Source organism: Burkholderia sp. Se-20378, assembly GCF_017104665.1.
Lineage (GTDB): Bacteria > Pseudomonadota > Gammaproteobacteria > Burkholderiales > Burkholderiaceae > Burkholderia > Burkholderia lata.
The window spans coordinates 1-12,475 of sequence record NZ_JAAGPG010000238.1 but is presented as its reverse complement, the minus strand read 5'-3'; the positions used below and the strand labels follow the sequence as shown (position 1 = coordinate 12,475).

Sequence of the window (12,475 nt, the reverse complement as noted above, 5' to 3'; positions counted from 1 at the left end):
CGCCGGCCGCGACTTCAACGAACTGCAGAGCGCGCGCGGGCTCGTCTACGCCGACGGCGTGCTGCTGTCGAACCTGCTCGGCTCGAGCTACGCGTACCCGCCGCGCTGGTCGCTGATTCCACCCGACGATATCGCGCGCGTCGACGTGCTCTATGGCCCCTTTTCCGCGCTGTATCCGGGCAACTCGATCGGCTCGACCGTGCTGCTCACGACGCGTCGCCCGGAAAAGCTCGAGGCGTCGTTGTCGACGCAGTTCTTCACGCAGCGCTACCACGACGGCTACGGATTCGCGGACAGCTTCGGCGGCAATCACCAGACTGCGCGAATCGCGAACCGCGTCGGCCGGTTCTGGTTCGCGCTGTCGCTCGACCGGCTCGAGAACAATGGGCAGCCGATGCAGTACGCGAGCCCCAATTCTGCATACAACCCGAAGCTCGGCGCCGCCGTGCCCGTGACGGGCGCCGCGACCGACATCGGGCCGAACGGAAAGCCGCGGACGATCGTCGGCGCGCAGACGATCGAGCGGACCGAGCAGCTCAACGAGACGGTCCGGATGGGCTATGCGTTCACCGACCACGTCGATGCGACGCTCACGCTCGGGCATTGGGAGAACCATTACCGGCAGCACGGTGAAACCTTCCTGCGCGATGCGGCCGGCAATCCGGTCTACGGCGGCAACGTGTCGATCGGCGGCCAGAACATGACCGTCGCGCCGAACGCATTCGCGCCGCAGCGCGGCGACCAGGAGAACTGGCTATACGCGCTCGGCCTGAACGGCCGGCTCGATTCCGGCTGGCGCCTGTCGGGTGTCGTGTCCGCGTACGACGTGTCGCGCGACGTGCAGCGCTCGGCGTCGACCGTGCAGGGCGGCGCGGGCACGCTGTTCCAGGGCGACGGCACCGGCTGGCGCACGCTCGACCTGAAGGCCGAGGCGCCGGAAGTGAAGGGCCATACGTTCACGTTCGGCTATCACTACGACAACTACTTCCTGCGCAACGTCACGTACAACACGGCCGACTGGCTGGCCGGGCCGACCACGTCGCTGTCGAGCGTCTATCGAGGCGACACGCGCACGCAGGCGCTGTTCGGACAGGACGCGTGGCGCTTCGCGCCGGGCTGGCTCGCGACGCTGGGGCTGCGCTACGAGCGCTGGGATGCGTACGGCGGCACGCTCGGCAATGCGAGCGGTACGCTCGGTTATGCGGACCGCAGTGCGAACGCGCTGTCGCCGAAGGTCGCGCTGCAATGGGATGCGACCGACGTCTGGCGCTTCCGGCTGTCGTTCGCGACCGGCACGCGTTTCCCGACGGTCGGCGAACTGTTCCAGGGCACGATCTCGAACAACGCGATCGTCAACAACAACCCGAACCTGCGGCCGGAAAAGGCGATCGACTGGGACTTCACGGCCGAGCGTGACGTGGGCGTCGGCGTCGTGCGAGCCAGCGTGTTCCAGAGCGACCTGCGCGATTCGATCTACAGCCAGACGACGGTGTCGGGTGCGACGACGGTGACCAACATCTCGAACGTCGATCGCGTGCGCGTGCGCGGCGTCGAACTCGCGTTCAGCGGCGAGAACGTCGGGCTGCGCGGGCTCAATCTCGACGCGAACGTGTCGGCGAGCAACGCGCAGATCCTCGCCGATGCGGCGAATCCCGCGTATGTCGGCTCGCGCTTCCCGAGGATTCCGCGCATGCGTGCGAACCTGCTCGCGTCGTATCGCTTCGACGAGCACTGGCTGGCGAGCGTCGGCGTGCGCTACTCGGGCCGCCAGTTCAACACGCTCGACAACAGCGACGTGAACCCGGATGTCTACGGCGGCACGAGCTCGTTCACGGTCGTCGACCTGAAGGCGCGCTACCGCTACGACCGTCACTGGACCGCGTCGCTCGGCATCGACAACCTGACGGACCGCCGCTACTACGTGTTCCACCCGTATCCGGGCCGTACTTTCTATGGAGAACTGAAATGGTCGCTGTGAGATCGCTCGCGGCCGGCGTCGCGCTGTGGTTCGCGTCGGTGTCGCCGGCCGGCGCGCACGATGCGCACGACGTGCCGAAGGCCGTCGATTCGCACGCCGCGCACATGAGCATGCAGGCCGCGCCCGCGCAGCAGAAGCAGCCGCTCGCGACGGGGGCGACATTCGACACGCATCACCGGCTGTGGGTCGCGTGGGTCGAGGGCGCGCACGTCGTCGTCGCGCATTCCGACGATGCCGGCCGCACGCTGTCTGCGCCCGTCACAGTCAACGCGATGCCGGAGCCGATCTACACGAGCGCCGAGAATCGCCCGAAGATCGCCACGAGTCCGGACGGGCGTGCGGTGTACGTGTCGTGGTCGATGCCGCTCGATGCGCCGTACACGGGCATGGTGCGTTTCGCGCGATCGCTCGACGGTGGCGCGACGTGGAGCGTGCCCATGACCGTGCATCGCGACCGGCAGGCCATCACGCACCGCTTCGACATGATGGCCGTCGATCCGGCCGGCAACATCGCGATCGCATGGATCGACAAGCGCGATCTCGTTGCGGCGAAAGCGGCGGGGCAGGCGTACGAAGGCGCGGCCGTCTACTACGCGGTATCGCGTGACGGCGGCGCGTCGTTCGAAGCCGAACGCAAGGTGACCGACCACACGTGCGAATGCTGTCGCATCGCGATGGCGATCGATCCGGCCGGACGCATCGAGGCCGCATGGCGCAACGTGTTCCCGGGACAGATCCGTGATCATGCGCTCGCCGTGTTGCCCGTCGCTGCGTCGGAGCCGATCGTACCGGTGCGCGCGACGTTCTCGAACTGGCACGTCGAGGCGTGCCCCGAGCATGGGCCGGCGCTGGCGATCACACCGGACGGCACGCGTCATCTCGTGTGGTTCGGCGTCGTCGACGGCCGGGCCGACGTGTTCTATTCGCGCATCGGCGCCGATGGCGAGCCGCGCGGCACGCCGTGGGCATTCGGCGCGAATCCCGCGACGCCAGGCGAGCAGGCGTCGCATGCGGCGCTCGTCGCGCGTGGCGACATCGTGTGGCTCGCCTGGAAGGCGTTCGACGGCGACACGATGCAGATCAAGCTGCGTCGGTCGGACGATCGCGGCGAGCACTGGTCGGCGCCGCGCGTGATCGCGGCGACATCGGGCGCAAGCGACAACCCGCAACTGCTCGACGATGCCGGGCGGATCTATCTGTCGTGGCGCACGCGTAACGACGGCTATCGGCTGATCGCCGTGGAGGCAGTGAAATGAAGCGGCTGATTACATTGCTGGGCATCGTGCTTGCGAGCGTGCCGGCGTGGGCCGGCGGCGAGCTGCAGCCGCTGCGCGCGTCCGACGTCGCGCGCCTGTATGCGACTGCGCACGAGCGGCCGCTGGCGGTCGAAATCTGGTCGCTCGATTGCGGGTACTGTCGCGAGAACGCCGCGCATCTGGTCGCGTGGCAGCGTCGTCATCCGGACGTGCAGCTCGCGATGGTTGCGATGGATGCATACGACGACAACGGTGCGGCGATCTCGCAGGCGCTTGCGCAGATGAACTTGCCGCCGCAAGTCGCGCAGTACGCGAACGCGGAGCCGATGCCCGAGCGTCTGCGGGCGGCGCTCGATGCGGGATGGAGAGGGGAGATGCCGCGCACCGTGTGGATCGGGCGCGATGGCGCACGTGAAGCGCGCAGCGGATTGCTGACGGCCGACGTGCTCGACGGCTGGTTGCAGCGCGCCAAGCGCTGAACGTGACGACGGCGTGCGGCGAACGGGCCGCGCGCCGGCCGGATGCGAAAACGCGCCCGAAGGCGCGTGGAGAGAAGCGTCAGGCCGCTCGCTTGAATAGCCGGATCACGAACAGCAGGATCACCGCCCCGACGACCGCGACGATCACCGAACCGATGAAGCCGCTGCCGACGCTGATGCCGAGCATCCCGGCCAGCCAGCCGCCGATCACGGCGCCGACAATCCCGACGATGATGTCGACGATCAGCCCGAAGCCGCCGCCCTTGACGAGCAAGCCGGCAAGCCAGCCGGCAATCGCGCCGATGATGAGCCACATAATCAAGCCATGAGCCATGGTTGTCCTCTCCTTGGGTTGTGTCGAATGACCGACGTCGGCTGTGTCGCCGCAAGCTGAATGAAGGCGGCATCGCGACCCGCCGCGCCGCCCACGCAATGTAACGCGATAGACGGGTCGGAATCGTTAAGTAATGTTATGCACCCTTAACGGGATTTTCCAGGGAATTCGTCTGCATACGGTGAGGCTCGCGCATGGACAATGCGTAATGAAATGAATCTGTAATAAAAGGCCGCCGGTGCAGCCGATCGGCCATGAGCGTCATCGTTCGTGCGTCGAGGCCTTCATGCCCGCATCGGGCAATCCGTCGCCCGCGTCGGCGATCAGCCGTGCGACGGTCGCGGGCTCGCCGATCGCCTCGATCGACAGCAGCGCGAAGCGGGCGAGAAAGAGCGACGCATCGGCTTCACCGATTCGCGTCATCGTGCGGCACAGGTCGGCGTAGAGCGTGTCGCGTTCGGTATCCGTCATCATGCGGTCTCCTGAGGATCGAATGATGCGCACGGATGGAGTGCGCGTTCGAGCGCGGCGGTCACGTCGCTGGCGCGAGCGTCGTGCCAGCGGCCGAGTACGTGACCGTCCGGACGCACGAGATAGACGGTGCCGTCGCGCGCGCCGTACATGTCGAACAGCCGGCCGTCGTCGTCATGGCCGCGGCAGCCCGGTTGTTGCGGAGTCGCATGCCGTGCGAGCGTGACGAGCGCGAACGGTATCCGCGCTGCCTGCAGGCGCGGTTCAAGATCGGCGAGTGTCGGATCGGGCTCGCCGTCGGACGTGAAGCAGAACGCGGTGAAGCGCGAGGCGACGAGATCGGTCAGATGGCCGCGGCGCATGTCGCTGCCGTGCGCCGCGTACAGCATCAGCGGACATTCGGCGAGCACCGCGCCGGGCGCCGGGCCGGCTGAAAACGTGTCGCGTTCGGCTGCGTTGAGCGGCGACGTCGCATACGCGATGGCGGTCGTCTGGCGCGGATTGATCAGCGAGCGCAGCGCCGGCTGCCGGACCGCGAGCGACAGCACGGCCTTGCGCATCAGTTCGAAGGCAAACGACGGCGGCGCCATGAACTCGGTGCTCTTCGTGCCGTAGCGCAGGTTCTCGTGCGTCGCGAACACGCGTTCGTCCGAGTAGCTGTCGAGCAGCGTGTCTGATGCGAGCCCGCGCGTCACGTACGCGAGTTTCCAGGCAAGGTTGTCGGCATCGTCGATGCCCGAATTCGCACCGCGCACGCCGAAGATCGGCACGAGATGCGCGGCGTCGCCGCAGAACAGCACGCGGCCGTGCCGATAGCGTTCGAGCGTCAACGCGTTCGCCTTGTAGATCGTGATCCAGATCGGCGACCAGTCGCCGCGCTCGCCCATCATGTCGAGCAGGTTCTGCACGCGCGGGATCACGTTCTCCGGCTTGACGGCCGCTTCGGGATCCTCATCGTCGCGCAATTGGTAATCGATGCGCCACACGTTGTCGGGCTGTTTGTGGACGAGCACCGTCGAGCCCGGGTTCGACGACGGATCGAAGTACGCGAGCCGTTCGGTCGGCCGGTCGCTGTCGAGCGCGATGTCGACGATCACGTAGCGGCCCTCGTAGCTCGTGCCCTGCAGCGACAGGCCGAGTGCTTCACGCATCGTGCTGCGTCCGCCGTCACACGCGACGATCCAGTCGGCGTCGAGTGCGTAGCCGCCGAGCGGTGTGTCGACGTCGACGCGTACACCGTCCGGTTGCCGGGTCACGCCGGTGACTTTCGCCTGCCAGCGGATCTCGATGAGTTCGGGGCGGCGCTGCGCGGCATCGAGCAGGAACTGCTCGATGTGATACTGCGCGAGATTGATCATCGGCGGCAGCTTCTGGTTTTCGTCCTGCGGCATCGTGAAATGCAGCACTTCGTCGCGACGGTAGAAGCTGCGCCCGCCGGTCCACGGCAGTCCCGTGCGCAGGAAGTCGTCGAGCGCGCCGAGCCGCTCGATGATTTCGAGGCTGCGCCGCGAGATGCAGATGGCGCGGCTGCCGTGGCAGACCGCATCGTCGGCCTCGATCAGCACGCTGCGGATGCCGTGGTTCGCGAGACCGAGCGCGACGGCGAGGCCGACGGGGCCGCCGCCGACGATCGCCACGCGATGCCGGTGCGTATCGATACCGTCGTCGCAGGCCGGCAGATGCGCGGGATGGCGCTCGGCGACGAACGGGTAGGGCTTGAAGTCGATATCCATCGTGGGCTTCCAGGGGAGGGCGGTTCGACGTGCACTTGCGCCGGGGCAAGTGCAGGCAGTCGAAGCAGTATGGAAGCCGGGCGGAAATCCGCTGTCCCCATTCCGGGTACAGGAAGACGACCGGGATTTACCCCGATTCGGTCATCGCAGGCCGGTTCGGCTCAGGGCTGCAGGCAGAGTGCGAACAACTGGCGCTGGCTCGAGATGCCCAGGCGCCGGTACGCGCGTTTCTGGTACGTGACGACGCTCGACGCCTTCACGCCGATCGTCTCGCCGATCTCGTGCGCGGTCTGGCCTTCGAGCACGCCGCGCAGCACGTCGAGTTCACGCTTGGACAGCGCCGGGCATGCGCTGCGTAGCCGCGCGAGCATCAGTTGCGGGATCCCGATCTGCGCGGCACCGGCGAGCGCGTAGTGATGCTTCGCGGCCTGCGCGATCAGCGGCGCGAGCGCTTCGATCTCCGCGATCTCACGTGGCTGGAACGCGCCGCTGCGATGCGCGCGGTACAGGTTGATCGACAGCCAGCTCGCATCGTTGGGCTGCATCAGCAACGACAGCCGGTCGGACACATCGGGGCCGCGGTAGCAGGCCGCGCGATACGCTTCATGACCGATCTCGTCGCCGGCCTGCTGGTGCAGCAGCAGGTCGTTGCCGCGCGCGCCGCGATGCGCGCTCGACACGATCTTCTGATTGCCGTCGAGTGCGTAGAAGTGTCGCGCGTAGGTGTCGGCGACGTCGCGCAGGTAGCGGCCGCCGCGATGGTCGGCGACGGATAGCGTGCGCGGGCGGTTGCCGAACTCGTACGCGAAGATCGTGCATTGCGTGACCGACAGCGCGTCGTCGAACAGCTTCAGCACTTCGGCTGCGAATGCGTTCGGTTCGTTGTCGCCGATCGCGGCGACGAGGCGCGTCGCACGCGATACGTCCAGTTGCCCGGTGAGGTTCGGTCGCTCGAGACGCCAGGTGCGCATGATGCTCGGAAAGGGCGGAGTGGTTCGTCGATTGTAATCGGCGGGGTGCGGCGCGGGAGTCGGGTGATGCCCGCAAGCGGAGCGGACGCGGGCAGAAGGAGGGCAGCGCACGATTTGGCGCCCGGAATGAGAAAAGGGCTGACAAGCATGCTTGTCAGCCCTTTATAACTTGGTGCCGGAGATAGGAGTCGAACCTACGACCTTCGCATTACGAATGCGCTGCTCTACCAACTGAGCTACACCGGCATCAGAGAAACGAAATTATAAGGTGAAATCTGAATCCTTGGCAATAGGTTTTGCGAATTTTTTTCAGCTTGCTGCTGCTGTTTCGCGAAACTCATCGACTCGGCAAACTTCCCGCTTCGTTTCACTGCGATGCGACCCGTTGGGGTCACATCGAGAGCCGCGATTCTACGTACGTCGCGCGACACTGTCTAGTGCTGCAGTGCAAATTTATTGCTTTTCCTGATGGTAGCCCGTCACGCGCTCGACTTCGTTCTTCGAACCGAGGAACACGGGGACGCGCTGGTGCAGACCCGTCGGCTGCACTTCCATGATGCGCTGCGTGCCGGTCGTCGCGGCGCCGCCTGCCTGTTCGACGATGAACGACATCGGGTTCGCTTCGTACATCAGGCGCAGCTTGCCCGGACGGTCGGGCGTGCGCTTGTCGGCCGGATACATGAAGATGCCGCCGCGGTTCAGGATCCGGTGCACGTCGGCCACCATCGAGGCGATCCAGCGCATGTTGAAGTTGTCGCCGCGCGGGCCGTCCTTGCCGGCGTTCAGTTCGTCGACGTAGCGCTGGACCGGGTCGTACCAGTGACGCGCGTTCGATGCGTTGATCGCGTATTCGCGCGTGTCGGCCGGGATCTGCATGTTGCTCTGCGTGAGCACCCACGAGCCGACTTCGCGGTCGAGCGTGAAGCAGTTCACGCCGTTGCCGGTCGTCAGCACGAACACCGTCTGCGGGCCGTACACGGCGTAGCCGGCCGCAACCTGCTGCGTGCCGGGCTGCAGGAACGATTCCTCGGTGGCCTGCTTGCCGTCCGGGCAGCGCAGCACCGAGAAGATCGTGCCGATCGACACGTTCACGTCGATGTTCGACGAGCCGTCGAGCGGATCGAACACGAGCAGGTATTCGCCGCGCGGGTAGTTCGCCGGGATCGGGAAGAACGTTTCCATTTCTTCCGATGCCATCGCGGCGAGGTTGCCGCCCCATTCGTTCGCGTCGAGCAGGATTTCGTTCGACAGGATGTCGAGCTTCTTCTGCACTTCGCCCTGGACGTTCTCGCTGCCGGCGGTGCCGAGCGCTTCGCCGAGCGCGCCCTTCGACACGTTGTAGCTGATCGCCTTGCACGCGCGTGCGACGACTTCGATCAGCAGGCGCAGGTCGGCGGGGAGGTTGTTGGTCTCACGTTGCTGTTCGATCAGGAACTTCGACAGCGTGGTGCGGCGGGCAATGGACATGACAGACTCCAGAAGGCCAAAGAATCCTTGAATGGCCGCAATTTTACCCGTCGCACCTCCCGAGCCGCCGGGTTTTTTCGTCCGGTTACATGGCCGGGCGGTCGAACCGGCCCGGTTTCCGGTGGTGGAGACGGGCGGGACGCGCGTTGCAGCGGCGGCAGACGACGCGCTCAGCCCCCGCGATTGCGCCCGGTTCCAGCACTATTCACACAATAAAAAAGCCGGTGCCGCGAGGGGCGGCACCGGCTTTATCACGCTTGCGTGAGCGGGCGATCGCGTTACGCGAGCGCCTTCTCGACGATCTCGCGCACGTCGCGCGATTTCGCGCCGGCAGCGACCTGCTCGAGCGCTTCGCGCATCCGGTCGCGCAGTGCCGGCGTGAAGCGGCGCCACAGTTCGAGCGAGCGGGCGAGGCGCGCCGCGACCTGCGGGTTGATCGCGTCGAGCGCGAGCACCTGTTCGGCCCAGAACGCGTAACCCGAGCCGTCCGCCGCGTGGAATTGCGCAGGGTTGGCCGCGCAGAAGCTGAAGATCAGCGAGCGTGCGCGGTTCGGATTCTTCAGGTTGAACGCGGGGTGCGCGAACAGCTTGCGAACCTTCGCGAGCGTCGGCTGCGCGGGCGTACCGCGCTGCGCAGCCTGCATCGCGAACCACTTGTCGATCACGAGCGCTTCCTTCTCGAAACGGCGATAGAAATCGTCGAGCGCGCGCTCGGCCGGTTCGTTCGCGCCGGCGGCCGCGGCGGACAGCAGCGCGCCGAGTGCCGCCGCGCGATCGGTCATGTTGTTCGCCGCATCGTATTGCGCGGTCGCGAGGCGCACGGCATCGGCCGGATCCTCGAGTTCGGCGAGATACGCGAGCGCGAGGTTCTTCAGCGCGCGGCGGCCGGAGGCTTCCGGCGTCGGCTCATACGCGCCAGGCGTCTGGTGCTGCTCGTATGCGGCGAGCCAGTCGGCGCGCAGCGCGGTGGCGAGCTGGCGGCGCACGAACTGGCGCGCGCGATGCACGGCGGCCGGATCGGCTTCCGCCATCTGGTCGGCGAGGTAGGTTTCCGACGGCAGCGTCAGCGCGAGTTCGCGGAACGCCGGCGACAGCGTCGCGTCGGTCAGCACGCGGCGGAATGCGGCGACGAAGTTCTCGCCGAGCGTGAGCGGCTCGTTCGCGGCGGCACGCGAGGCGAGCGTCAGCAGCGCGCGCGTCGCGAGGCGCTGGCCGGCTTCCCAGCGGTTGAACGGGTCGCTGTCGTGTGCGAGCAGGAACGCGAGGTCGTCGTCGCTGTAGTCGTACTCGACGATCACCGGCGACGAGAAATTGCGCAGCAGCGACGGCAGCGGTTGTTCCGGTACGTCGACGAACGTGAAGGTCTGCTCGGTGTCGGTGAAGTCGAGCACGCGCGTCGTGCCTGCCGCGGCGGCTTCGCCTTCGAGACGCAGCGGCAGGTCACGGCCGTCGCGGCCGATCAGGCCGATTGCGAACGGAATCAGCAGCGGCCCTTGCTGCGTTTCGCGCGCGGCCGGCGATCCGTCGCCGTAGCCCTGCGCGAGCGTGACCGTATAGCGGCGTGCGGCCGCGTCGTACGCGGTGCGCACCGACACGCGCGGCGTGCCCGCCTGGCTGTACCAGCGTTCGAACTGCGCGAGGTCGCGCCCGTTCGCGTCGGCCATCGCGTGACGGAAGTCGTCGCAGGTCACGGCGTGCCCGTCGTGACGCTTGAAGTACAGGTCCATCCCCTTGCGGAAGCCGTCGCGGCCGAACAGCGTCTGGTACATCCGCACGACTTCCGAGCCTTTCTCGTAGACCGTCATCGTGTAGAAGTTGTTGATCTCGACGTAGCTCTCCGGGCGCACCGGGTGCGCCATCGGGCCCGCATCCTCGGCGAACTGCAGCTGGCGCAGCACGCGCACGTCCTCGATGCGCTTGACCGCGCGGGCCGCCGATTCGATGTCGTCGCCCGCAGCCATGTCGGCCGAGAATTCCTGGTCGCGGAACACCGTCAGGCCTTCCTTCAGGCTCAGCTGGAACCAGTCGCGGCAGGTCACGCGGTTGCCGGTCCAGTTGTGGAAGTACTCGTGGCCGACCACCGATTCGATGTTCGCGAAGTCGGTATCGGTAGCGGTCTCGGGGTTCGCCAGCACGTACTTCGTGTTGAAGATGTTGAGCCCCTTGTTCTCCATCGCGCCCATGTTGAAGTCGCCGACCGCGACGATCATGAACCGGTCGAGATCGAGCTCGAGGCCGAAGCGCTTCTCGTCCCAGCGGATCGAGTGGATCAGCGAATCCATCGCATGACGCGTCTTGTCGAGGTCGGCCGGCTCGACCCACACCTGCAGCAGCTTTTCCTTGCCCGAGCCGCTCGTGATCTTTTCCTCGATCGCGACGAGCTTGCCCGCGACCAGCGCGAACAGGTAGCTCGGTTTGCGGAACGGGTCTTCCCACTTCGCGAAGTGGCGGCCGTCGGGCAGGTCGCCGGAATCGACGAGGTTGCCGTTCGACAGCAGCACCGGGTACGCGGCCTTGTCGGCGCGCAGCGTCACCGTGTACGACGCCATCACGTCGGGGCGATCGAGGAAGTAGGTGATGCGGCGGAAACCTTCGGCTTCGCACTGCGTGAAGAAGTTGCCGCTCGACACATAGAGGCCGGACAGCGTCGTATTCTGGTCGGGTGCGCATGCGCTTTCGAGCGTCAGCTCGAATGCTTCGGGGACGTTCTCGACGGTCAGCCCGTGTTCGTGCGCGCGCACGGCGCCATGCGGCGCGCCGTCCAGGTGTGCGCCGAGGAATTCGAGCGCTTCGCCCATCAGCTCCAGGTGCGGCGCGGGCGCGGCGTCCGGATTGCGGCGCACGCGCATCGTGTTCCTGACGATCGTACGGGCCGGCGCGAGATCGAATTCGAGCGCGACGGAATCGATGAGGAAGGCCGGCGGCGTGTAGTCGGCGCGGCGGATCACGGTGGAAGAAGCGTTGTCGGACATGGTCGTCGAGATCGGTGGAGTGGGGGACGGGCCCGTGGCACAGGCCGGGCGAACCGGGCCATTGTACAAAGGCTGGCGGCCGCGTGCCGGGCGAACTTTTTACCGCTTCCGGGAGTCCGCGTATTATCGGCATCCCGTTACGGTTCGCGCGGTGCGACGAACGGGTGACGGATCGAAGAGGATCAACATGAAACGCGAATGGATTCAACGCGGTGCGGGCTGGGCGGCCGTGCTGTGCATGGCGCTGCTGACCGGCTGCACCAGCTACGTGACGACCCAGGTCACGGCCTTCTCCGACTGGAGCGGCAGCGACGCGACCCGCACCTATGCGTTCACGCGCACCGATGCGCAGAAGAACAGCATCGAGCAGTCGACCTACGAGCCGATCGTCGCGAACGAACTGTCCACGTATGCGTTCCGGCAGGTGCCGCAGGCGCAGGCGCGGTATCTCGTCGGGCTGACCTATGCGGTCGGCAGCGATCTCGTGACGGTGCCGCAGCCGGTCTATTACGATCCGTGGTTTGCGCCCGGGCCGTACTGGCGGCGCGGGCCGTGGGGCCCGTGGGGTCCGTGGGGGCCGATGCCGGCCGGCTACGTCGCACAGACGTATCAGGTGTTCGACTACACGCTCGGCATCCGCATCACCGAGCGCGCGACGGGCAAGGAGGTGTACAACGTGTCCGCGCGCACGACCGGCGACAACGGCACGCTGCTGTACGCGATGCCGTTTCTCGCGCGCAGCGCGCTCGCCGATTTCCCGCTGTCGAACGGCGCGGTCCGTTCGGTCCGGCTGCCGGTCGACAAGCGCGGCGGC

10 protein-coding genes and 1 tRNA gene are annotated in these 12,475 nt (G+C 66.7%); 4 read left to right on the top strand and 7 right to left on the bottom strand.

Translation table 11 applies throughout. The features are described from left to right. The 3 genes from G3N93_RS22900 to G3N93_RS22890 form a co-directional block, all read left to right on the top strand. A partial coding sequence (locus G3N93_RS22900) for a TonB-dependent receptor (RefSeq protein ID WP_206134010.1) occupies positions 1–1,978 on the top strand: 1,978 nt, incomplete at its 5' end. After that, complete coding sequence (locus tag G3N93_RS22895; protein ID WP_206134009.1) at positions 1,966–3,234, top strand: glycoside hydrolase; 1,269 nt, start codon at positions 1,966–1,968, stop codon at positions 3,232–3,234. The genes G3N93_RS22900 and G3N93_RS22895, both read left to right, overlap by 13 nt. After that, a complete protein-coding gene (locus tag G3N93_RS22890) occupies positions 3,231–3,713 on the top strand; it encodes a TlpA disulfide reductase family protein (RefSeq protein WP_174944660.1) in 483 nt (160 codons plus the stop codon). Before G3N93_RS22895 ends, G3N93_RS22890 begins: the two co-directional genes overlap by 4 nt. Positions 3,714–3,792: 79 nt before the next feature. On the opposite strand, the gene G3N93_RS22885 is transcribed toward G3N93_RS22890, so the two are convergent. The 7 genes from G3N93_RS22885 to pepN all read right to left on the bottom strand — a co-directional run bounded on the left by G3N93_RS22885 (position 3,793) and on the right by pepN (position 11,661). Beyond that, complete coding sequence (locus G3N93_RS22885) at positions 3,793–4,047, bottom strand: GlsB/YeaQ/YmgE family stress response membrane protein (RefSeq protein ID WP_041492772.1); 255 nt, start codon at positions 4,045–4,047, stop codon at positions 3,793–3,795. A gap of 261 nt (positions 4,048–4,308) precedes the next feature. Next, positions 4,309–4,521, bottom strand: a complete 213-nt coding sequence (locus tag G3N93_RS22880) for a hypothetical protein (RefSeq protein WP_206134008.1) — start codon at positions 4,519–4,521, stop codon at positions 4,309–4,311. Continuing rightward, entirely contained in the window at positions 4,518–6,251 is a 1,734-nt protein-coding gene (locus G3N93_RS22875; RefSeq protein WP_206134007.1) for an FAD-dependent oxidoreductase, read from the bottom strand. Before G3N93_RS22875 ends, G3N93_RS22880 begins: the two co-directional genes overlap by 4 nt. A 161-nt stretch (positions 6,252–6,412) precedes the next feature. Continuing rightward, positions 6,413–7,222 carry a LuxR C-terminal-related transcriptional regulator gene (locus G3N93_RS22870; RefSeq protein ID WP_174944598.1) on the bottom strand — a complete coding sequence of 270 codons (810 nt, stop codon included), beginning with the start codon at positions 7,220–7,222 and terminating at the stop codon, positions 6,413–6,415. Between the two features lie 170 nt (positions 7,223–7,392). After that, positions 7,393–7,468, bottom strand: a tRNA-Thr gene (locus tag G3N93_RS22865). A 207-nt stretch (positions 7,469–7,675) separates the two neighbouring features. Then, positions 7,676–8,689, bottom strand: coding sequence for a class 1 fructose-bisphosphatase (locus G3N93_RS22860; protein WP_174944600.1), 1,014 nt, complete (start codon positions 8,687–8,689; stop codon positions 7,676–7,678). Between the two features lie 278 nt (positions 8,690–8,967). Continuing rightward, entirely contained in the window at positions 8,968–11,661 is a 2,694-nt protein-coding gene (gene pepN, locus G3N93_RS22855; protein ID WP_174944603.1) for an aminopeptidase N, read from the bottom strand. 187 nt (positions 11,662–11,848) lie between these two features. Between pepN and G3N93_RS22850 the strand changes: the two genes are divergently transcribed. Next, positions 11,849–12,475 (top strand): DUF4136 domain-containing protein (locus G3N93_RS22850; protein ID WP_206134006.1); only part of this gene is annotated, 627 nt, incomplete at its 3' end.

Coding starts and splice junctions, on each gene's coding strand:
- G3N93_RS22870 (WP_174944598.1), bottom strand. CDS start 7,222: ATGCGCACCTGGCGTCTCGAGCGACCGAACCTCACCGGGCAACTGGAC.
- G3N93_RS22895 (WP_206134009.1), top strand. CDS start 1,966: ATGGTCGCTGTGAGATCGCTCGCGGCCGGCGTCGCGCTGTGGTTCGCG.
- pepN (WP_174944603.1), bottom strand. CDS start 11,661: ATGTCCGACAACGCTTCTTCCACCGTGATCCGCCGCGCCGACTACACG.
- G3N93_RS22885 (WP_041492772.1), bottom strand. CDS start 4,047: ATGGCTCATGGCTTGATTATGTGGCTCATCATCGGCGCGATTGCCGGC.
- G3N93_RS22875 (WP_206134007.1), bottom strand. CDS start 6,251: ATGGATATCGACTTCAAGCCCTACCCGTTCGTCGCCGAGCGCCATCCC.
- G3N93_RS22860 (WP_174944600.1), bottom strand. CDS start 8,689: ATGTCCATTGCCCGCCGCACCACGCTGTCGAAGTTCCTGATCGAACAG.
- G3N93_RS22880 (WP_206134008.1), bottom strand. CDS start 4,521: ATGATGACGGATACCGAACGCGACACGCTCTACGCCGACCTGTGCCGC.
- G3N93_RS22890 (WP_174944660.1), top strand. CDS start 3,231: ATGAAGCGGCTGATTACATTGCTGGGCATCGTGCTTGCGAGCGTGCCG.